At 61.2% G+C, this 20181-nt stretch carries 17 protein-coding genes and 1 pseudogene; 8 read left to right on the plus strand and 10 right to left on the minus strand.

Annotation, left to right across the window (positions count from 1 at the left end; all coding sequences use genetic code 11):
- From ABQJ48_RS08025 to ABQJ48_RS08040, 4 genes are all read right to left on the minus strand, one after another.
- Positions 1 to 1335, minus strand: a complete 1335-nt coding sequence (locus ABQJ48_RS08025) for an amidase (protein WP_367837165.1) — start codon at positions 1333 to 1335, stop codon at positions 1 to 3.
- The gene (locus ABQJ48_RS08030) at positions 1332 to 2312 is read right to left on the minus strand and encodes an ABC transporter substrate-binding protein (RefSeq protein ID WP_367837166.1); all 981 of its coding nucleotides are present in this window, start codon (positions 2310 to 2312) and stop codon (positions 1332 to 1334) included. Before ABQJ48_RS08030 ends, ABQJ48_RS08025 begins: the two co-directional genes overlap by 4 nt.
- 71 nt (positions 2313 to 2383) lie before the next feature.
- The gene (locus tag ABQJ48_RS08035) at positions 2384 to 3238 is read right to left on the minus strand and encodes an ABC transporter permease (RefSeq protein ID WP_367837167.1); all 855 of its coding nucleotides are present in this window, start codon (positions 3236 to 3238) and stop codon (positions 2384 to 2386) included.
- Complete coding sequence (locus ABQJ48_RS08040; protein WP_367837168.1) at positions 3235 to 4011, minus strand: ABC transporter ATP-binding protein; 777 nt, start codon at positions 4009 to 4011, stop codon at positions 3235 to 3237. The genes ABQJ48_RS08035 and ABQJ48_RS08040 overlap by 4 nt, the downstream gene beginning before the upstream one ends.
- 667 nt (positions 4012 to 4678) lie before the next feature.
- Here ABQJ48_RS08040 and ABQJ48_RS08045 point away from each other — a divergent pair.
- On the plus strand, positions 4679 to 5164 hold the full coding sequence (locus ABQJ48_RS08045) for a MarR family winged helix-turn-helix transcriptional regulator (protein ID WP_367837169.1): 486 nt from the start codon (positions 4679 to 4681) through the stop codon (positions 5162 to 5164).
- 57 nt (positions 5165 to 5221) lie between these two features.
- Here ABQJ48_RS08045 and ABQJ48_RS08050 read toward each other — a convergent pair whose 3' ends face one another.
- Both ABQJ48_RS08050 and ABQJ48_RS08055 read right to left on the minus strand, forming a co-directional pair.
- Positions 5222 to 5989 carry an MBL fold metallo-hydrolase gene (locus ABQJ48_RS08050; RefSeq protein WP_367837170.1) on the minus strand — a complete coding sequence of 256 codons (768 nt, stop codon included), beginning with the start codon at positions 5987 to 5989 and terminating at the stop codon, positions 5222 to 5224.
- 94 nt (positions 5990 to 6083) lie between these two features.
- The gene (locus ABQJ48_RS08055) at positions 6084 to 7532 is read right to left on the minus strand and encodes an aminotransferase-like domain-containing protein (RefSeq protein ID WP_367837171.1); all 1449 of its coding nucleotides are present in this window, start codon (positions 7530 to 7532) and stop codon (positions 6084 to 6086) included.
- A gap of 108 nt (positions 7533 to 7640) precedes the next feature.
- Between ABQJ48_RS08055 and ltaE the strand changes: the two genes are divergently transcribed.
- Positions 7641 to 8672, plus strand: a complete 1032-nt coding sequence (gene ltaE / locus ABQJ48_RS08060; RefSeq protein WP_367837173.1) for a low-specificity L-threonine aldolase — start codon at positions 7641 to 7643, stop codon at positions 8670 to 8672.
- Positions 8673 to 8764: 92 nt separating this feature from the next.
- Positions 8765 to 10354: a methyl-accepting chemotaxis protein gene (locus ABQJ48_RS08065; protein ID WP_367837174.1), complete on the plus strand. Its 1590-nt coding sequence runs from the start codon at positions 8765 to 8767 to the stop codon at positions 10352 to 10354.
- Positions 10355 to 10436: 82 nt separating this feature from the next.
- On the opposite strand, the gene ABQJ48_RS08070 is transcribed toward ABQJ48_RS08065, so the two are convergent.
- The 3 genes and pseudogenes from ABQJ48_RS08070 to ABQJ48_RS08080 form a co-directional block, all read right to left on the minus strand.
- Positions 10437 to 10982, minus strand: coding sequence for a winged helix-turn-helix transcriptional regulator (locus tag ABQJ48_RS08070; protein WP_367837175.1), 546 nt, complete (start codon positions 10980 to 10982; stop codon positions 10437 to 10439).
- Between the two features lie 304 nt (positions 10983 to 11286).
- On the minus strand, positions 11287 to 12819 hold the full coding sequence (locus ABQJ48_RS08075; RefSeq protein WP_367837177.1) for an MFS transporter: 1533 nt from the start codon (positions 12817 to 12819) through the stop codon (positions 11287 to 11289).
- Positions 12820 to 13025: 206 nt separating this feature from the next.
- Positions 13026 to 13256, minus strand: a pseudogene (locus ABQJ48_RS08080) (MFS transporter); the annotation flags it as partial.
- Positions 13257 to 13336: 80 nt separating this feature from the next.
- Between ABQJ48_RS08080 and ABQJ48_RS08085 the strand changes: the two are divergent.
- Positions 13337 to 14191 carry a TetR/AcrR family transcriptional regulator gene (locus ABQJ48_RS08085; RefSeq protein ID WP_367837178.1) on the plus strand — a complete coding sequence of 285 codons (855 nt, stop codon included), beginning with the start codon at positions 13337 to 13339 and terminating at the stop codon, positions 14189 to 14191.
- A gap of 195 nt (positions 14192 to 14386) precedes the next feature.
- Here the strand turns inward: ABQJ48_RS08085 and ABQJ48_RS08090 are convergent, their stop codons facing one another.
- Positions 14387 to 15604, minus strand: coding sequence for an MFS transporter (locus ABQJ48_RS08090; protein WP_367837179.1), 1218 nt, complete (start codon positions 15602 to 15604; stop codon positions 14387 to 14389).
- Between the two features lie 385 nt (positions 15605 to 15989).
- On the opposite strand from ABQJ48_RS08090, the gene ABQJ48_RS08095 reads away from it, so the two are divergent.
- The 4 genes from ABQJ48_RS08095 (at position 15990) to ABQJ48_RS08110 (ending at position 20104) form a co-directional block, all read left to right on the plus strand.
- On the plus strand, positions 15990 to 16988 hold the full coding sequence (locus ABQJ48_RS08095; RefSeq protein ID WP_367837180.1) for an aldo/keto reductase: 999 nt from the start codon (positions 15990 to 15992) through the stop codon (positions 16986 to 16988).
- Positions 16989 to 17003: 15 nt separating this feature from the next.
- Complete coding sequence (locus tag ABQJ48_RS08100) at positions 17004 to 17315, plus strand: high-potential iron-sulfur protein (RefSeq protein WP_367837181.1); 312 nt, start codon at positions 17004 to 17006, stop codon at positions 17313 to 17315.
- Positions 17316 to 17390: 75 nt separating this feature from the next.
- The gene (locus tag ABQJ48_RS08105; protein ID WP_367837182.1) at positions 17391 to 17843 is read left to right on the plus strand and encodes a (2Fe-2S)-binding protein; all 453 of its coding nucleotides are present in this window, start codon (positions 17391 to 17393) and stop codon (positions 17841 to 17843) included.
- Entirely contained in the window at positions 17840 to 20104 is a 2265-nt protein-coding gene (locus tag ABQJ48_RS08110) for a xanthine dehydrogenase family protein molybdopterin-binding subunit (RefSeq protein WP_367837183.1), read from the plus strand. Before ABQJ48_RS08105 ends, ABQJ48_RS08110 begins: the two co-directional genes overlap by 4 nt.
- The last annotated feature ends 77 nt before the right edge of the window (positions 20105 to 20181 follow it).

Below are 20181 nucleotides of genomic sequence, written 5' to 3' on the forward strand. Positions count from 1 at the left end.
TCAGCGAGAAGCAACCGCGATGTTCCAGCCGGTTCTACCTTCCACCCACTCGGCAAGCGACAGCAATGCCGCATCGTGCTGATTAGCACCGATCAGTTGGACGCCAAGCGGCAGCCCAAGCGGACCGAAGCCAACCGGTAACGTCACCGCCGGCACGCCGAGGAAGGTCCAGGGCGTGCAGAACGCCGCATCGCCCGTATAGTCGAGCCCGAGGGGCGCCTCGCCCGATGCGGGCGCTACGAGCAGCGCGTCCAGTCCCGCGACTTCGGTGAACCACCGGTCGAAGCGAAGCGCCATTCTTACCTGCAATGCCTTCGATTTCGCATACTCGGTCGCGGGCAAAGCCCGGCCTTCCTCGACCAAAGCCGTCATCGGTGCGCTGACTAGAGCCGGCGAACGGTCCACCAGTTCGCCATGCGTCAACGCCGCTTCCACTGCGACCAGAACCGAAGCATGCCGTGCAGCATCGACCAGTTCGGCAGGCAAGTCGGCGTCGACGATTTCTACGCCATCAGCGCGCAAACGTAAGGCAAGTTGATCGAGCACGTGTTGCTGCGCTTTGTCGATCGGTCCGCCTATCTGCTCGCGCAACACGCCGATGCGCGCAGGACGCTTTTCCGCATCGCCCGAACTTTTCCCGGGGCGACGGTTATACGAGGCGTGTGGATCGTCCGTATCGCTCCCCGCCAGAATGGAGAGCGCACGAACTGCGTCCGCGACATTGTTGGTGAAAACGCCAACATGATCGAGCGACCCTGACAAGGGCAACACGCCGGTTCGCGCAATCGTGCCGTAACTCGGCTTCACGCCGACGACACCGCAATACGCGGCAGGACGGATGACGGATCCGAACGTCTGCGTGCCGAGCGCGAGCGGCACGATGCCTGCTGCAACGGCGGCAGCCGAGCCGCTCGACGACCCGCCAGGCGTATGAGCCTTATTCCAGGGGTTGGTCGTGGCACCCGGCTGACGCCAGGCGAACTCGGTGGTGACCGTTTTGCCGAGTATCGTGGCACCGGCTTCGCGCAAGCGGGCGACCACCCATGCGTCCTTGTCGGGCCGGTGCCCTTCGTAGGCCGGCGATCCGTAGGCCGTGGGCATATCGGCCGTATCCATCAGGTCCTTGATGCCGACAGGCACGCCCGCAAGCGGCGCGTCGGGATCGGCACGATTGACTATCGGCGACATAGGCAGATGGATGAACGCTCGCAATTCAGGCTGCAGCCGCTGCGCGGCATCGAATGCCTGTTGGACAGTCTGCTCGACCGTGGACGTTCCCGCGCGAATCGCGTCACGGATTTCGCGGATACTAGGAGAGGGAGAAGAACGGCTCATTTTGCGGCAAGTGCTTGATGAATGAAGTTCTGCACGATGAAGGTGCTGTATTTCGGCTGCTGCTTCAAGTTGCCGAGCGCTATCTGCGTATCCATTGCAACCGTCAGCGCTTTCGGGGTGATGTCGACGTTCCTGGGATACACGCCTTCGTCCAGCATGCGCTTGACCGCAGCGTTCACAACGTCTGGATCAAGGTTTGGAAATTCCTTGCGGGCGATCGCCAAGGTTTCCGTGGGATTGTTGCGCATGAATGCGAGCGCCTGCTCCATACCTTTCACGAACCGTGCAGCGACATCGGCGTCCACGCTCCTTTTCGCCGAGATCGACGAGAATGCGTATTCGCCGTACAACTTCGGAAAGCCCAGCACCACTTTCATGCCCTTGGCAACGGCCTGATCGACGCCGGGCTCATACATCACCGCAACCTTGGACTGGCCTGCAACCAGTGGGCCGATCTCGGAGCCGAGCGGTACCTGGGACAGTTTTACGTCGGCGGGTGACATGCCGTTCTCTTTCAGCAACTTGAAGAACAGCGACGTGCTGGTAGTCGGCATCTGACCCGACACGACCGTCTGTCCCTTCACGTCCTTGATGCCGGTGAATTTGCTGTCCGGCGAGGCGACGATCCACACCGCCGCACCGTTCACAACATTGGCGATGACATCCACATCCGCGCCTTTTTCAGCGGCGACCGCGGTCCATTCGGGACCGTGCAGCGAGAAATCCGCACTTCCCGACAACACCGCGGACAACGCCGCGCTTGGGCTGCCCGCGGTCTGCTTTGTCACATCTAGCCCTTGCTTCCCGAAGAAGCCGCCGTCGATGGCGACGTAGAGTGGCAGATACAGCATCGACTGGAAAGCCTGCGAGATAACAGCTTTTTTGTCGGCGGCCACGGCGGGCGTTGCACTGCTGGCAACCGCAACAGCGACCGCTGTTGTCAGAGCAGCCAGCATTTTTCGTGCGATGATTGCCATTTTTCAGGTCCAGAGAAAGGTTGGATTGACGGGCGGAAAGCAAACAACTTCGACTTTGTGTGGCGAGGGCGTCAAACCCGCAGCGTCGGTGCATTCGATACCTGTCGCCACGGCAGCAGCTTGCGTTCGACGAGGTCGATCAGGAAATACAACACGAAGCCAATCGCCATCAGCACGAAGAGGCCTGCCCACACGGTATTCAGATCGTAAAGACTTGAAGCGGTAAAGATCATGTGACCGAGTCCTTTCTCTGAAGAAATGAATTCACCCACCACGGCGCCCACCAGACCGAAGCCGATGTTGATGCGGAACGTCGAGATTACGTAAGGCAGCGTGAACGGAATCACAACTTTCAGGAACACATCGTTCTTGTTCGCGCCAAGCGTGACGAGGAGTGCCTGAAGATCAGGATCGGCCTCTTTCGCTGCCTCGTAGGCGGCTATGAGCGCGACAATCGCCGTCAGCGAAATCGCCAGCGCAACTTTCGAAACCAGCCCGGTGCCGAACCAGAGAATCACGATCGGGGCGAAAGCGATCTTCGGGACGCTGTTGATCGCGACGATAAACGGCTCGATCAGTCGCGCGACGAATGGCGAATACCACAGTGACAGGCCGCAGACCGAGCCGACCGCCGTGCCGAACACAAAGCCGAGCAGGGCTTCGAACATGGTGTAGCCGATATCGACGAAGAGGTCGCCTGACCCGGCGGAGCGCGCCAGGGCCTCGAAAATTTTCGTCGGCGAGCCGACCAGGAAGTTCGATACCCAGCCAAGCCGCGCAGCGCCTTCCCATATCGCAAAGAATGCGATCACTGCGATCAGTTGCAGAACCGTGCGCCCCCACCCGGTGTTCAGCACGGGGCTTGCACGCGTCGGACTGCGCATCGCAGAGACTTTCACGCTATTGATGGATGCTGAACGGCTCATGCTGCTTTTACCTCGGTCTGGATGTCGAGTTCCGCACACAGCGCGTGAAAGTACCCGGCAAAGTTCGGATCGCTGCGCGCACCGATTGGAGAACGCGCGCCGATTTCGATGTCATAGACCTTTTTGACTTGCGAAGGCCGGCCGCCTAGCACCACCACACGCTTGGACAACGCGACTGCTTCGTCGATGTCGTGCGTGACCAGTACCACCGTCTTGTGGAATGTGTCGACCGCTTCCATCAGCACGCCCTCCAGATACAGGCGGGTCTGATAGTCGAGTGCTGAAAACGGCTCGTCGAGCAGGATGATGTCGGGATCGTTGATCAACGTGCGGATCAGCGCAACACGCTGGCGCATGCCACCAGACAGCATGCGGGGATAAGCGTTTTCGAAACCCGCAAGACCGTAGGTATTCAGGTATTCCATCGCCATTTCGCGTGCTTGGGGCACCGGCATGCGTGACAACTCGGGCCCGATCAGGACGTTCTGCAACACGGTGCGCCACGGCAACAGCAGGTCGCGCTGCATCATGTATCCCACTTTGCCGCGCAAGCCGGTAACCGTTTGACCTCGATAGGAGATCTCGCCGCTGTCGGGTTCGAGCAGGCCGGCGATCACGTTGAACACGGTCGTTTTCCCACAGCCCGACGGGCCGATGATGCTGACGAAATCGCGTTCATTGATGTCGAACGACAACCCACCCAGCACATCGACCGAGCCGTGCTTCCCGGAAAACGATTTTCGAATGTTTCGCAACGCTAGTTGTACTGACATGCTGGTTCTCGTGCTGAACTTTGGATCGCTTCGCCCCGCGCCTTGACGGGTGCGCTCCACGCAGCTTCGTCACACGGTTGGTTGGCGCTTGTGGAGCGCGTGTGGTCGGGGCACCAGGTTGCGCGTTTCGTCGGCTGTCGGCGAAAAATATGTGCAAAAAGCAATATTTGAGATGTCCGCAGTTATTTTGTTTGCACGAAGCGTGCCATCGCGCGGAAACGCCTATATAAGTGCGAATCGCGTACTTGCGGATGGAAAAGAAGCCGTCTGCAGGATCTGGAAGTGTGCACGTCCGCGCAAGGAAGGTGCATGGGACACAACAAAATCGCCGACGCACCGCCTCTGTGCTAAACACCGACGTTGGGCGGCGAAAGACCACTGCAAGACATTCAGAACCGGAACCGGTGCCCAGGTCGCCGCCGTAATTGAGGTGCCGTGCCAGCGCAACGGCATCCAAACGTCTACGTTGCGGCTTGTGTGCGCGCTGAATACGGCGCCTTGCCAGTTGGATGAGTCGCCGTGTCGGCGACGGCTGCCGGGTGGCAAGCACCCAACATATCCTTAGGTATGGGAGTTACGATACGATGGTATGTTTCGTGCACGAAACGCGTAAAACTCAAATGTTGTAGTGTGCAACTGAATGAGAATAGCTGAATGGGAGAACAGCATGTCGAAGGCGCCGTATCCAAGACTGGAGCATTTGAATTTCCGTCTCGACGTCCTCAGCGAGTTGGCCAAGGGCGTGGCGTCTGGTCTCTACGAAGCCGAATGCGATGTCACCCTGCGCGACCTGCGGGTGCTGCGTTTTGTCGGTATGCAGCCGGGTATCTCCCTCGGTCCGCTCATCGAGCTGACATACCTTGAAAAGACGCTGGTTTCAAAGCTGGTCACCACGCTAGCCAATCGCGGCTTGCTGACGCGCTCTACCGGCACGACTGACGCACGTGTCATCAACCTGAACTTGACTAGCAAGGGTAAGACAATTGTCCGTAAGTGCGATCGGATCGGCAAGCTTTTCGACGAGCAACTCATGTCCGTTCTGTCAGCGGAGGAAAAGCGAGTGTTTTTTCGCTGCGTGGACAAGCTGACGGAACACGTCGAGGAGGGCGGTGAATGGACGGTCCCGCCAGCACGACGCAAGCGCACAGCCTGAATCAATTTTGTTATCTATTGCGACCACGCCGCAGTCGTTCCACGCGCCAAACGACGCTCATGCGCGTTTGGCCAAATAGGCATCGGCCAACGCGACGAGCCGCTCTCGCCCGAAGCTGCCGTCGTGTCCCGCGTGCACGACCTGCACGGGCAATTCGCGCAAGCGCTTCATCGTGCGCACATAGGTTGCGATATCGGCGCCACCGATTTCATCGAGAAGCGGGCCATCGTAGATCGCATCGCCGGAGAACAGGGTGCCGGATGCCGCTTCCCATAGGCCGATGCTGCCCGGTGAATGGCCAGGCAGATGCAGTACCTCGAAGTGCCGGTTGCCGAGGTCGACGATATTGCCTTCTTTGACGATTTCCGTGACTGTCGCCGCACGTACCTTGTAGTCGGACATCACGTACTCCGCGCTGGGAAGGGCCGTGATCAAATCGCCGTCGAACGGATAGCCCGCTTCACGGTACCGGCGTATCGCGTTCTCGCCCAATACCGATGCGAGCAGCGTGCCGCGCTCGCGCGGCGAACGCAGGTTATCGGCCTCCAACTCGTGCACCAGCGTATGCCCAAACTCATGATGTCCGCCGACATGATCCGAGTGCGTATGCGTCGCAACGGCTGTCACGTTGTTCTGCAAAAGATGCCGGGCCGCCTCACGCAGGCTGGCGATGCCCATCCCGGTGTCTATCATCAGGTCGCGGTCGCGACCGCGTACGTGCCAGATATTGCAGCGCATCAGCGGCACGACATGAGGCTCCCATAGCAGGGTGATATCGTCGCTGATCTGTTTTGAGTCGAACCATCGGTCGGCAATCGGCAGCATGGCTATCCCGCGTCGGTAGCATTCAAAACGCTACTGTGACACAGTCTGCTGTGCGGATCTAGAGCCGGCTGCCAGAGTTGTCTGTCGCCCATTGCTATTGCGACGCGGCGACGGCATTGCGTGCCAGCGCGCCAAGACGCTCGACGGCCTTTTCCACGTTGTCCGTCCACCGGTAACCGGCGTTCAATCGCAGGCAATCGTCGTAAGCGCCGCCTTGGCCGAACAGATGTCCTGGGGCAAAACCGATATCCTCGGCGCGTGCCTGCTCGAACATACCGCGCGTGCTGACGCGAAGCGGGCCGGTGGCGGGCAACTTCAGCCAGAGAACGAATCCGCCGCGTGGGTCGCTTATTTCGGTGCCTTCGGGAAAGTGACGGAGGACAGCATCGCGCAGTGCGCGCTGCTGATCCCGCAGCGCACCTTTGAGCCGTCTTAGGTGCAAAGCGAAACCACCACTGGAGAGCATCCCGGCAACCACGGTCTGCTGCAATTCGGCCGTGGCCATGCTGGTGGTGTACTTCAATGCCCGAACTTTATCGCCGAATTTTCCCGCCGCAACCCATCCAAGGCGCAAGCCGGGACACAGACTCTTCGAGAAGCCGCCGCACAGAAGCACGTTGCCGGACGTATCGAAGGCCCGTGCGGGACGCGGCCGCAGCTCGTCATAGCAGACGTCTCCGAAAATGTCGTCCTCGATCAAAGGGATGTTGCGCGCTTGTAGCAGCTTCACGAGTGCTGCCTTATCCGCGTCTGACGCAATGCTGCCGACCGGGTTATTGGCGTTTGCGATCGTGACGACCGCATTGATACGCGTTCCATCGAGCGCATCTTTTAGCGCGCCGAGATCCATACCGGTGCCGGTTCGGCACGGGATCGGCAGGACCCGAAGTGCGAGCGCGCCCAACATTTGCAGCAACACGAAATAAGTCGGCGACTCGACTGCCACGACATCGCCTGGGCGCGTTACGGCCCTGAGTGCAAGATTCAGCGCTTCTATGCAGCCGTTCGTAACAACCAGTTCGTCCGGGGCAAGTTCGCAACGATACTGCATCGCCTGACGAGCGATCTCTCGCAGCAGGTCCGGGTGTCCCGCCCCCCGCGCATGCGCACCGACCAGGTCCGGCTGCTGGTACGCGCGGCGGCGTAGCAGGACGTTCAGCCTGTCGACGGGATACAGCGACGGCTCCGCGACAGCGAGGTCTAAACGAACCGCGCATGGCGCACCTACCATCGCAAGATGATCACGGGCCTGGGCATCGAGTTCTGGCAGCGGGTTGGGCCACGCTGTTGCTCGCGCGCGGCTGGCGTGCTCCGGTCGCCTGGCGACGAAATAGCCGGATCTGGGGCGAGCCTCGACGCGCCCCTGTGTTTCCAGCCAGCGCAGGGCCTGCATTGCGGTAGTGAGGCTCACGTCATGTTGGACTGCCAGCATACGCACGGATGGTATGCGACTGCCTTCGCACAGTCCCGCGTGGACGATTCCCTCCCACAATTGCTGAGCGAGACGTTTGTATCGTGGCAAAACGGATTCAGCTGCCTGCATGGGGTTCAATTCAACGCTGTGAATCTGTTATCTAACAGATTCACCTTTGCTGTGTATTGGCTTGACACGATCCGAATGCCAAGATCGCCGCTCTTTGGGGGAAATCCGATGAGCCCTGCACTCCAGTACGACTTTCGCAGCGACACTGTTACCCGACCCGGCCCCGCAATGCGTGCCGCCATGGCAGCCGCCGAAGTAGGCGACGACGTTTACGGAGACGATCCGACCGTAAATCGGCTGGAAGCAACTCTCTGCGACATGCTCGGGAAGGAATCTGCGCTGTTTGTGTCGTCGGGCACGCAGGCCAATCTTATCGCACTCATGTCGCATTGCGAGCGCGGCGACGAGTATATCGTCGGTCAAAAAGCTCATTGCTATCGCTGGGAAGCCGGTGGGGCCGCAGTGCTCGGGAGTATTCAGCCACAACCGTTGACGAATCAGCCCGATGGGACACTGTCGCTCGCCGATATCGAGCTGGCCGTTAAACCTGACGATCCACACTTCGCTCGCACGCGTCTGCTCGCGCTCGAGAACACAATCGGCGGGAAGGCCCTGTCCTTGGCTTACGTCGACGCCGCCACTTCGCTTGCACGCCGGCATGGGCTTTCATGCCATCTCGATGGTGCGCGTGTGTTCAATGCGGCCGTCATGCTGGGCGTCCCGGTGGCGACGCTGGTCGCACCTTTCGACTCCGCATCCGTTTGTCTGTCAAAGGGATTGGGAGCGCCGATCGGGTCCGTGCTCGTCGGGTCGTCCGCTTTTATCTCACGGGCCCGGCGGCTGCGCAAGATGCTGGGCGGAGGCATGCGGCAGGCGGGCATCATCGCGGCAGCCGGACTGTATGCGCTCGAGCACAACGTCGATCGGTTAGAGGTTGATCACGCCAATGCCAGGATCCTTGCGCACGGGTTGTCAGCGTTTGCTGGCTTGACGGTGTCAGCACCCGACACGAATATCGTTTTCGTAAATGTCGCCGAAGAGATAGCGGGGGCGTTTTCCGCTCACCTGGCTGCACACGGGATTGGCGTCACGTCTGTGTATGGCACGACGCAGCAGCGCTGGGTGACGCATCTCGACGTCCCCGCCGACGCCGTCAAGGCTGCCCTCACCGTCGTGCGCGACTTCTTTGGCGGGCGATAAAGCCGTGAGTCGGCTGATCGCAAAGCCCAGCCACATCGGATATCAGCACGCAGGTACATAGGTTATTGCGAGTGATCGCAAAGGGAGCGGGGTTGAAACTTCAGGATATTCGCACGGGGACGCGCGTCGCTGCGGGTTTTGGGTTGATTCTGTTTGCGCTCATCGCGCTAACGATTGTAGGGATCACGCGAGTCGACAAGATCAATGCGAGCCTCACCACGATCAACGACATTAACAGTGTCAAGGAAACCTACGCGATTGCATTTCGCGGAAGTGTGCACAACCGCGCAATCGCGTTGCGCGACGCGGTGCTCGTGCCGCCGGCAGAACTTCCTTCGGTGCTCTCGCGTATCAGGGAATTGAACGAAGCGTACCAGCAAGCAGCCGGTCCGCTGGACAAAATGGTCGCTACTCCCAGTGCGGCGTCTAACGAGGAGCAGCCCGCGCTGACGGCCATCAAGGCCGACGAGGCTCGCACACTGCCCTTGATGGCCGACGTGATTGCAAGGCAGCAGGCGGGGGACGACGCCGGTGCGCAGCGCGTGCTGCTTGAACAGGCGCGGCCGGCATTCGTCGACTGGCTGAATGCCATCGATCGTTTCATTGATCTCGAAGAACAATTGAACGGCGCACAGGGCAACGCGGCGCGGGAAGTCGGGCGCACATTTCAGGTGCTGATGCTCGTGCTCACCGCGCTGGCAATCTCGATAGGCGGTGCGATTGCCTATTGGATCACGCATGACATCACGCGCGCGCTTGGCGGCGAACCGGGTCAGGTGAAGCATCTGGCTGACGCGATCCGCAGCGGCGACCTGCTGCAGGCGGTGCGGGTGCGACCAGGCGACAGCGACAGCATACTTGCGACCATGGAGCGGATGCGCAACGCACTGCACGAGGTGGTCGAAAGGGTGCGGCAGCATGCCGACGGTGTCTCGACGACAAGTATTCAAATCAGCCAGGGCAATGCGGATTTGTCGACGCGCACGGAATCGCAAGCTGCGTCGCTGCAGCAGACTTCAGCGTCGATGGATCAACTCACCGGCACTGTCAAACAGAATTCGGACAGCGCCAGGCAAGCCAGCGCGGTAGCCACGGCGGCCGAAGAGATAGCCACGCGCGGCAGTCAAACCGTGCAAAGCGTCGTTGAAACGATGGACGGAATTTCGGCATCGTCGGAGCGGATGGCACAGATCATTTCGGTCATCGAGGCTATAGCGTTCCAGACTAATATCCTCGCGCTCAATGCGGCTGTGGAAGCGGCTCGCGCGGGCGAGCAAGGGCGCGGCTTCGCGGTTGTCGCGAGCGAGGTCCGCTCGCTCGCGCAGCGCGCGGCGACGGCGGCAAAGGAAATCAAGGCGCTGATTGATGAATCGGTCCAGCGTGTCCAGGCGGGGTCGTTCAGGGTGCGCGACGCCGGTGCGACGATGGCCGAGATTTTGCAATCGGTACGGCAGGTCAACGAGATCATGGCCGAGATCGCCGCGGCGTCGGAAGAGCAGAGCATCGGCATCGAGCAGGTCGGACAGACAATCGTGCAAATGGACGAAGCGACGCAACAAAATGCCGCGCTGGTGGAAGAAGCGTCGGCGGCTACGCGATCACTGGAAGAGCAGGCGCTTGCGTTGCGCAGCGCGGTCGGCGCTTTCCGGATACGCGGTTCGTTGCCAACCGAGCGTCATTGAACCGCTCGTGTAAAGTCTCGTCACCGTTGCAGGCATCGAACTGCCGCCTGCATTTGCAACTCGCAAGCGCTCACCGCGCAGCCTAAAGGGTCGCCCCGTCGGGTGAGCGCGAAGTGTCGGTGCGCTTTTCTCTACGATCGAACTGCAGCCGCGCCGCTTCCATTTCGGTCATGTGGCTTTCGGCCCAATCCCAGATCCCGCAGATCTTGCACAGAAGGCTGTTTCCGAGCGGTGTCAGCCGATAGTCGACGCGCGGCGGTATTACTGGATGCACGTGGCGCGAAACCAGGCCGTCGCGCTCGAGTTGGCGCAACGTCTTCGTGAGCATCTTCTGACTGACGCCACCGATGTGTTCGCGCAGGCGCGAAAAACGCATCTCGCCATGAGTCCCAAGTGCATCGATCACCAGAATGCTCCACTTATCGGCGATCTGCTCAATGATGTCGCGCGCAAGATCATCGGTCTTCTTTTGCGCCTTGTCGTCGGCGCAAAGCGCATCGTCGCAATGTGTGTCCATGGGGAAGTTATGGGGCTGCGAGGTGTAGTGTGGTCGGCTGATGTGGCTGACATGATCGTAAGCGTGTTGGCTTAGCCAGCATGCCTCAATTCCTCGGACAGCATCCGACACGCATGCGGTTTGTCAAACGACAAGTATCGCATGAGTATTGAGACACTTGCGATTGAATTTTTAAAGTGCTTTCAAACGTTTTGGTGACTGGCGGCAGGAAATGGAGCAAACGGACGATGCCGGAAAGTTTGCGCGGCCAGAAACCCAAAGCTTGCTCCCGATTTGCGCGTCGCTGAATGCTCTCGAGGATGATCAGGTTGCCTTACCGAGGGCGCGGCAATGCACGAAAATACTGACTTTATGAGCCATCTTCATAGGTCGAGCGGGGCGCCTTAACGATAACCCGTTCGCCCCGAACGCGCTCTCAGTCAGCCACGCCTTCGTCTCTCAAAAGTGCGCGGCCCGTATCCGTCGGGTTAGCAGTGGATGGTGTGCGACCGAGAAATCCCAATACGACGAACGCGGAGGCCAGCGTGATTGCCACGAGAATATGGAGCAGGATGCGGAACGCGCCATCGTACGCCTGCGCGAGAACAGGTTGCCCCAGCGCGGGCAGAAGAGCGGCGGCATGGGGCAGATCGCCGGTTGCCACGCGTTGGGCGGCTTGCGCGGCGGCATCGCGCGAAACGGGCGGCAACGCTGCGAGTGCATCGGATAGTCTTAGACGGGTGAGGACCGCCAATATCGCGCCGGCGATGGCGAGCGTCATGCCCTCTCCCGCTACACGTGTCGTGCTGAAAATGCCGGTTGCCATGCCCGCGCGTTCCTTTGGAACGACGCTGACCGACAAGCCATCCATCAGGCCCCACGGCAGGCCGGCTCCGACTCCGATGATGAACAGTGGAAGCGTCAAGGCATCGGATGGCGCGTCAGGCGAGATGTCGCTGAACCAAAGCATACCGACTGCCGCTATGACGAGGCCGACCGCTGAAATGACACCGGCCGACATCCATCGCGTGAGAAATGCAGCCGTGATGGGCACAAAGAGCATCGGCGCCGATAGCGAGACCATCATCACGCCGGCGCCGATCGCAGAATGTCCTTCAATTCCGATGAGCCGCGTCGGCAACACGAGAAGCAGGGTGACGTAACAAAATGCCGTCGCTAGCGGGAGAATCTGCACACCCACGAAGCGCGGGTAGCGAAACAGCGACAGGTCGAGCATTGGCCGGGCAGCACGCTTTTCGATCGAGACGAACACGATGAACATCGCCACGGCACCCGAGAATAGTCCAATGATGAGTGGGCTGCTCCAGCCGCTTTCCGGCGCTTGCAACAGCCCGAATGTGAAGAGTGTCAGCGCGGCGGTAAAGCTTGCGGCGCCGGGCCAATCGAGATCCATGGCATTGGGGTCGTACGATTCTCTGAGCTTCGGAACTCCGAGTGCAAATCCGGTCAAGCCGATTGCGGCGTCCGCCAGGAAGAATGAGCGCCATCCGAACGTCTGCGTGAGAAACCCGGCGAGTAGCGGGCCAAGTGCCAAGCCCAGGCCAAAGGTGGTACCGAGCATGCTGAACGCGCGGGCGCGCGCCTGTCCGTCGAACTCCTGGGCGAGCGCTGCCGACGCGCCCGCCAGTACCAATGCGGCGGCAATGCCCTGTAGCGCGCGCATAAAATCGACCCACAACAGAGTCGGCGACGCGGCGATTCCGAGTGAGGTCAACGCGAAGAGCACCACGCCTATGGCGAATACACGCTTTCGTCCGAATAGATCGGCAAGCGCTCCCGAGGCCATCAGGGTGCTTCCGAAGCTCAGCATAAAAGCGTTGAGAATCCAGTTGACCGCCACTGGGCTGCCGCCCAAAGCGATGCCCATGGCCGGCGCGGACACGGCCGCACCGCCGAAATTCAGCGGCAGTACGAGCACTGCGATGCAAATGCCTACGAGGATCAACATCTGTTGCGACGCGCTGCGGGGGGCTGCTACGTCCACTGCTGGTGCGGCACCGGCCGGGCCGGCCGGTCGTGCTGCGGACGGGGTACCGCTTGTTTCCTGCACTGGCTATCTCTCTGTTCAACTTCTACCATTAAGCGCATCAGGACATGCGAATTCGCTCGTCAATTCGGCTCTATCGCGATGCGGTCTGCGTATGGCCACTGACCACCGAACACCGAACGTTGCCCAAAGCGGTCGGCCACCCATCCGCTGATGGGAATGAAGACCGCGAGCAGATAGGCAGTCATGCCGAGACTCAGGTTCACGGACGTGACGCCGAACGTGGCGCCCATGTGGGGCAGGGCGGTCGCGATCACCGGCGCGTCCGGATTCTCCATGAAATAGGCACTCGCGACGATCAGCGCAATGGTGACTGACTGGCGGCTTGACAAAGACATGGACGGAGAACGGAATTCAGGTTGTGCGGCAGGCCCTCAAACGCATCAGGTTGGAGCCTTTGCATTGATGGCACTCAACGATGGGACTGTCTGCGCGGCAGCCTGAGATAATGCATGGCCGCGCCGGGTGCCTGGCGAGACTCTTCCTCGTATCCGGACGATATACTCTACCAAATCATAAGTCGTCAGGTGAAGACTTATTTTTCAAAAACGATGGACACAGGAGCGTCATGAAGGCCAAACCCAAGGATGTTGCAGAGCCTGGCAGCAAGACCAGAGCGGCTCGCGCGCCGGTCAAGCGGCCGATGAAGAAAGCACCGCAGCGTTTGCCGCGCGCCGAACGTCAGGCACGCGTGCTGGAAAAGGCCGCCGAATATTTCGCCGAGCACGGTTTGAACGCGCAGACTCGCGCGATTGCCGACGCCTGCGGGGTGTCGCAACGTTTGCTGTATAGCCTGTTTCCTAGCAAGGCTGCATTGATCGACGAAGTCTACAAGCGCGAAATTGTCGGAACCTTCAAGGCGATGTGGTTTGTTCAACTGAAAGACCGCAGTGTGCCCATTGAAAGCAGGCTCAATACTTTTTATCGCGACTACTACGATACCCTGCTGACGCGGCAGTGGCTTCGGCTGTTTCTCTACTCTTCGCTTGAAGATTTGCAAATGGCGCCGACGTACACGAATGCCGTCGTCACGCATGCGCTCGAGATCATTGTCACTGAGACGGCGCACGAATTGGGATGCGGCGTACCGGCCGATCCGGCGCATCTGACCGAGGTGGGCTGGCTGCTGCATGGCGCGGTATCCCACCTTGCGATTCGCCGCCGCATTTATTCGAACGACAACACCACGCCGAGCGACGCGGTGATTGCGATGCACGTGCGCGCCTTCCTCACGAGCGTGCCAGCGCTGCTTCCGGCGCGGGAAGGTTCCTGAGGGTGACGCGCTGGCCGCGTCGCCCAGCGCGGAAAATAGTCAACAAGCGACGCGCGAACGCGCGCGTCCCCGACCGCTTCCCCGCACGCTGCGAATCGACGTGAGTCGCCCGCAATCCACAAGCTGCGTTCCATGCGGTCGTCGCCGACGCTTCTTCAAGCGGGTGCTCCGCTCGAACTGCAAGGGGTTTCGTCTTCAGTCACCGATTGCATGGGCGTCTGGCCGCTGGTTCGCTTGCCCGCGCATCAGCAGTAGCAGTGCGATAAGCACAAGGACTATCGTCAAGCCGACAAAGAGCAGCGTCGCGCGTTCGATGCCGGCGAGCTGCACGGCGATGCCCAAACCAATCACAGGTAGTGAGATTGCCACATAAAGTACAACGAAAAAGCTCGACGTGACTTCCGCTCGGCGGTGCGCGGGCGCCGCCGACGCGATCTCGCCCAATCCGGCGCGGAAGCTGATGCCTTGCCCGATGCCTGCCAGAGCAGTGCCGAGCAAAAGCGCGCCCAGCGAGCGTTCGGGCACGCACAGGCCGACACACACCAGTCCCACGACGAGTCCAATGCACCCGGCCGCTTGCCGCCAGCGGGCAGCAATGATTGTCTGCACGCTCTGCCCGAGAGCGGAGGACGCGAACAGCAGGAACACAATCGAGCCGGTCACGATGCCACTGTGAAAGCCGAGCACGACCCGAATCAGTTGCGGGGCGACCGCCGCAAAGAAGCCCACTACGACGAAACCGGCAAACCCCGCGAGGGCGGCAGGAATGAACGCACCGCGCACCTCGATAGGAAGCGAAATTCTCTGGATGCCGAGCTTCACCCGCGCGGGAATCGCGGCGGTCTCCGGGACACCGAGCACGGCGAGTGCGGCGATGCCGACGAGCGCCAGATGCACCATATAAGGCAACTGCATCGGCCAGGGAAATAGTTCGACGAGGATGCCGCTTAGCAAAGGACCGCAACCCAGTCCGAGCATATTGCTGGCGGTAGCCGCGAGCATGGCTTTGCCGCGCCACGCGGGCGGCGCGAGTTCGATCACGGCCACGGTGGCGGTTCCGGTGAAGATGCCGGCTGAGACTCCCGACAGCAGGCGGCCGAGCATCAGAAGCGCCAACCCGTCACTGAACAGGAACGTGACCGCCGATGCGGCCGACGCAAACAAGCCCGCCAGCAGCATCCGACGACGGCCTAGCTGATCGGACCAGTTGCCGACCAGCAGCAGCGCACCCAGCACCCCGATTGCATAGGAGGCGTAGATCACGGTGATGACGGTCGGTGTAAAGCCATACTGCTGCTGGTAGTACCGATAGATTGCCGTCGGCAGCGTTGTACCGATCATGTTGATCGCGAACGCCAACGCGACAGCCAGAAATGCGAGCGGGGATTGCGGTGCGCCAGAAACTGCTTTCATAAATGTCCCAACGGTTGCTCGAAGACTGCTCGCAATTATGGGCAATTTCTCACGGCTTTGCTGAGCGCCCGACGATAGCGGTCAGCGTCTGCCGAACGTGACGGCGGCTACCCCAGGCGATGCGCGACGCCCCTGTGGTGCGAGCGGATGGTCGCACGCGCCATATCTTCGGTTCTCCTTTGCAAAGTTGCCGTGCGCGTAAGCGCCGTGGTAGCAATTAGTTTCCATGGGGAAAGTATGAAACCTTCAGGTGCCTTCTTGTGATCGGCGGATGCCGCTGAAATAATTGGCTCGCCTGCCTGTCCGATGGGCACATTGCCATTTGTCAGATCGCATTCCACCCGGACGCGCTGCTTGATGTAGTGCTTTGATTTGAGAGCTTCACATGACTATTGAAACAATCGCAATTGAAGGCTTAACGACCCCCGTCTCACGCGTCGGTCTCGGCACCTGGGCCATTGGCGGATGGATGTGGGGTGGCACCGACGAGAAAGAGTCGATTGCGGTGATCCGCCGGGCGCTCGACAGCGGTGTCAACCTGATCGATACAGCGCCGGTGTACGGTTTCGGCGCTTCGGAGGAGATCGTCGGCAAGGCGCTCGCCGACGGGTATCGGCACAAGGCGGTCATCGCAACCAAGGTCGCACTGGAATGGCACGACGGCGCGGTGTTTCGCAATTCGTCACCGGAGCGCATTCGTCAAGAAGTAGAGGACACCCTGAGGCGCTTGCGAACAGATTACATCGACCTGTATCAGGTCCACTGGCCCGACCCGCTGGTGCCGATCGAAGAGACCGCTGCGGTGCTCGACGACCTGCGCAAAGAAGGCAAGGTGCGGGCGCTCGGCGTCAGCAACTTTTCGCCCGCGCAAATGGATGCATTCCGGCGCGTGGCGCCGCTGTCCACCACTCAGCCGCCGTATAACCTGTTCGAGCGCGATATCGACCGTGACGTGCTGCCGTACGCAAAACAGCACGGGCTCGTCGCGCTTGCCTATGGGGCGCTGTGCCGCGGACTGCTGGCGGGGCGAATCGGCGTCGAGACGCGCTTCGAGGGCGACGATCTGCGCCAGCGCGATCCGAAGTTTCGCGAGCCGCGCCGCGAGCAATATGTGGCGGCCGTGAAAGCGCTGAACGTGTTCGCGCGCGATAACTTCGACAAGTCGGTGCTCGCGCTGGCGGTGCGCTGGGTGCTCGATCGCGGCCCGACGATCGCGCTGTGGGGCGCACGTCGTCCGGCGCAACTGGACGGGATCGAAGAGGTGTTCGGCTGGCGCCTCGACGAGAAGGCGTTCAAACAGATCGACACGATTGTCGCGAACTTCGTCACGGATCCCGTGGGGCCGGAGTTCATGGCGCCGCCGCAACGCGTGCTCGTAGCGTGAGAGGAAGCATTGAATATGAGAACCCTTCGACGCACCTTCATGATCCATTCCATCGGCGCCGCTGCGCTTGCGATCACCGGACGCTCCGTCTGGGCGGCAGCCCCGCAGCTTCAGGAAAGCGATCCCGCTGCGCAGGCGCTCGGGTACAAGGCCGATGCAACCCAGGTCGACCATACGAAATATCCGCATTTCAGCAACAACCAGCGCTGCGCGAACTGCCAGTTCTACCAAGGTAAGCCTGCCGACGCCAACGCGCTCTGTGCGCTGTTCGGCGCAAAGCAGGTGAGCGGCGCCGGATGGTGCAAGGCCTATCAGGCAAGAGCATAGACGGCGTGCGCAGGTGAGGCGATCACCAGGCAGCGCGGGCAGCCGTGGCGTGCGTCGACAACAAGGAGTGAACGGATGGAACTGATCGTGAATGGCGTGCATCGCAAGCTCGAAGCCGACGCGAACATGCCGCTGCTGTGGGCGGTGCGGGACCTGTTGGGACTGCATGGCACCAAGTTCGGTTGCGGCGTGGGCGCGTGCGGCGCGTGCACCGTCCATGTGGATGGCGTGGCAGTGCGCTCGTGCGTCACGTCGCTTGCGGATGTACAGGGCAAGTCCGTGACGACGATCGAAGGTCTGGGCAGAGGCGGCGAACATCCCGTGCAGCGAGCGTGGAAAGCCGCAAATGTGCCGCAGTGCGGCTACTGTCAGCCAGGCCAGATGATGCAGGCCGCGTCGCTGCTCAAACAGACGCCGAAGCCGAGCGACGAGCAGATCGTCGAAGCGATGTCCGGGAATGTCTGCCGCTGCGGCACCTATCAACGCATCAAGATTGCTATCAAGGCTGCGGCGGAGGACGCGTCATGAGCGATATCGTCAATTTGAGCCGACGCCGGGTGCTCACGGGCACTCTGGCGGGTGGCGTAGTGCTGGGTCTACAGGTCGGCGGCGCGCGCCTGGCATTTGCGGCGGCCCCGCTCGCCTCGGCAAACGAAATCAAAACAGTGTTTGAGCCGAACGTCTATGTGTCGGTCGCCCCGTCTGGGGAGATCGTGCTGGTCGTGCATCGCTCCGAGATGGGCACCGGCATCCGTACCAGCCTCGCGATGATTCTCGCGGATGAACTCGATGCCGACTGGAACACGGTCAAGGTTGTCCAGGCGCAAGGCGATGCAAAGTACGGCGACCAGAATACCGATGGCTCGCGTAGCATCCGTCAGTTCTTCCAGCCCTTGCGCGAGGCAGGCGGCTCCGCGCGGCAAATGCTGATCGCGGCGGCCGCTGCGCAGTGGCGCGTGAGCCCGGCCAGCTGCCGGACGGAACCGGGCCACGTGGTGCATGCGGCGAGCGGGCGGCGTATTTCATACGGCGCGGTGGCGCAGGCTGCGGCACGCCAGCCGGTGCCTCGCCGCGACACGCTGCAGCTGAAAAACGAGGACACGTGGCGCTACATCGGCAAGTCGCTGCCGATCGTCGATCTCGACGACATCGTTCATGGCCGCGCGACGTACGGCATCGATGTCGTGTTGCCCGGCATGAGGTACGCGTCAGTCGAACGTTCGCCCGTATACGGCGCAACGCTCAAAAGCGTCGACTCGACGGAAGCGATGAAGGTGCCCGGCGTGCTGCACGTGGTGCGCATTGCTTCTGCGCCGCTGCCCGCCGGCTTCCGGCCACTGGGCGGCGTCGCGGTGGTCGCGACCAGCACCTGGGCCGCGCTGCAAGGGCGCCGGAAACTCAAGCTCGAATGGGACCTGGGACCCAACGGCTCGTACGATAGCCAGGCGTATCGCAAAGCGCTTGAAGACACTGCGCGTCAACCTGGCAAGGTCGTGCGCAACAACGGCGATACCGCGGCAGCGTTGAAGAACGCCGCACAGCACGTATCGGCGGACTATTACGTGCCGCATCTGGCGCACGCGGCGATGGAGCCGTTGGCTGCGACTGCATCGTTTGCGAACGGCGCAGTCGAGGTCTGGACCGCCACGCAAAATCCGCAGCAAGCCCGCACGACTGTCGCGCAAGTACTCGGTGTGCAGGAACAGGCCGTGACAATCAATGTCACGTTGCTCGGCGGCGGCTTCGGCCGCAAGTCGAAGCCGGACTACGTGGCCGAAGCCGCATACCTGGCGCGCGAGGTCGGCGCACCTGTCAAGCTCACGTGGACCCGCGAAGACGACATACGTAACGACTATTTTCACGCCGTGTGCGCGCAGCACATGGAAGGTGCCCTCGATGCGCATGGCAAGACGATTGCGTGGTTGCACCGGAGCGTGTTTCCGTCCATCGGTTCGACGTTCACGCCGAACGTGATTTATGGCTCGGCGGGAGAACTCGGTCAGGGCGTGACCGATATGCCATATGAAGTCGCCAATGTGCAGTGCGAGAACGGAGCGGCGCCGGCGCATACGCGTATCGGCTGGTATCGGTCGGTGTACAACATTCCGCACGGCTTCGCACTGGGCTCGTTCGTCGACGAACTCGCCGTTGCAGCGCGACAGGATCCGGTGCAGCATCTGCTCGCGCTGCTGGGCACTCCGCGCCATGTCGATCTGCATGCGCTGGGCGTCGACTATCCGAATTACGGCGCGTCGATCGACGAGTATCCGATCGATACCGCGCGCTACGCCGCAGTGGTCCGCGCGGCGGCGGTGCGTTCGAACTGGGCTGCGGCGTTGCCCGCTCGGCACGGGCGCGGGATCGCTGTCCATCGCAGCTTTTTGACGTACGTTGCCGCGGTCGCGCAGGTGCAGGTGGCCGAGGATGGCTCGGTGCGGGTGACGCGTGTCGATCTGGCGGTCGACTGCGGACGTATCGTCAATCCCGACCGCGTGATCGCGCAGTTCGAGGGCGCGGTGGTCATGGCTCTCGGCAATACGCTATACAGCGAACTGACGTTTAGTGAGGGGGCGGCCGAGCAGTCGAACTTCACCGACTATCGGGTCGCCCGCATCGACTCGGTGCCGGAAACCCATGTCTACATCCTGCCGAGCGCTGCGCCGCCCGGCGGGGTTGGCGAACCGGGTGTGCCGCCGACAACGGCGGCGATCTGCAACGCGATCTTCAATGCAACAGGTACGCGGATTCGGGCCTTGCCGGTAGATAACGCGCTGTTGAAGCGGGCGTGAGCCGCACAGGGGTAACGGCCACGCTGTGCAGGCATCCCGAACACTTGACCTGCCGATGGTCGACGCTGCATGAAACG

Source organism: Paraburkholderia suaedae (assembly GCF_040812055.1).
In the GTDB taxonomy this organism is placed as follows: domain Bacteria; phylum Pseudomonadota; class Gammaproteobacteria; order Burkholderiales; family Burkholderiaceae; genus Paraburkholderia.

Coding starts and splice junctions, on each gene's coding strand:
- ABQJ48_RS08100 (WP_367837181.1), top strand. CDS start 17,004: ATGAGAACCCTTCGACGCACCTTCATGATCCATTCCATCGGCGCCGCT.
- ABQJ48_RS08035 (WP_367837167.1), bottom strand. CDS start 3,238: ATGAGCCGTTCAGCATCCATCAATAGCGTGAAAGTCTCTGCGATGCGC.
- ABQJ48_RS08075 (WP_367837177.1), bottom strand. CDS start 12,819: ATGTTGATCCTCGTAGGCATTTGCATCGCAGTGCTCGTACTGCCGCTG.
- ABQJ48_RS08085 (WP_367837178.1), top strand. CDS start 13,337: ATGGGACTGTCTGCGCGGCAGCCTGAGATAATGCATGGCCGCGCCGGG.
- ABQJ48_RS08045 (WP_367837169.1), top strand. CDS start 4,679: ATGTCGAAGGCGCCGTATCCAAGACTGGAGCATTTGAATTTCCGTCTC.
- ABQJ48_RS08095 (WP_367837180.1), top strand. CDS start 15,990: ATGACTATTGAAACAATCGCAATTGAAGGCTTAACGACCCCCGTCTCA.
- ABQJ48_RS08040 (WP_367837168.1), bottom strand. CDS start 4,011: ATGTCAGTACAACTAGCGTTGCGAAACATTCGAAAATCGTTTTCCGGG.
- ABQJ48_RS08025 (WP_367837165.1), bottom strand. CDS start 1,335: ATGAGCCGTTCTTCTCCCTCTCCTAGTATCCGCGAAATCCGTGACGCG.
- ABQJ48_RS08030 (WP_367837166.1), bottom strand. CDS start 2,312: ATGGCAATCATCGCACGAAAAATGCTGGCTGCTCTGACAACAGCGGTC.
- ABQJ48_RS08105 (WP_367837182.1), top strand. CDS start 17,391: ATGGAACTGATCGTGAATGGCGTGCATCGCAAGCTCGAAGCCGACGCG.
- ltaE (WP_367837173.1), top strand. CDS start 7,641: ATGAGCCCTGCACTCCAGTACGACTTTCGCAGCGACACTGTTACCCGA.
- ABQJ48_RS08050 (WP_367837170.1), bottom strand. CDS start 5,989: ATGCTGCCGATTGCCGACCGATGGTTCGACTCAAAACAGATCAGCGAC.
- ABQJ48_RS08110 (WP_367837183.1), top strand. CDS start 17,840: ATGAGCGATATCGTCAATTTGAGCCGACGCCGGGTGCTCACGGGCACT.
- ABQJ48_RS08055 (WP_367837171.1), bottom strand. CDS start 7,532: ATGCAGGCAGCTGAATCCGTTTTGCCACGATACAAACGTCTCGCTCAG.
- ABQJ48_RS08090 (WP_367837179.1), bottom strand. CDS start 15,604: ATGAAAGCAGTTTCTGGCGCACCGCAATCCCCGCTCGCATTTCTGGCT.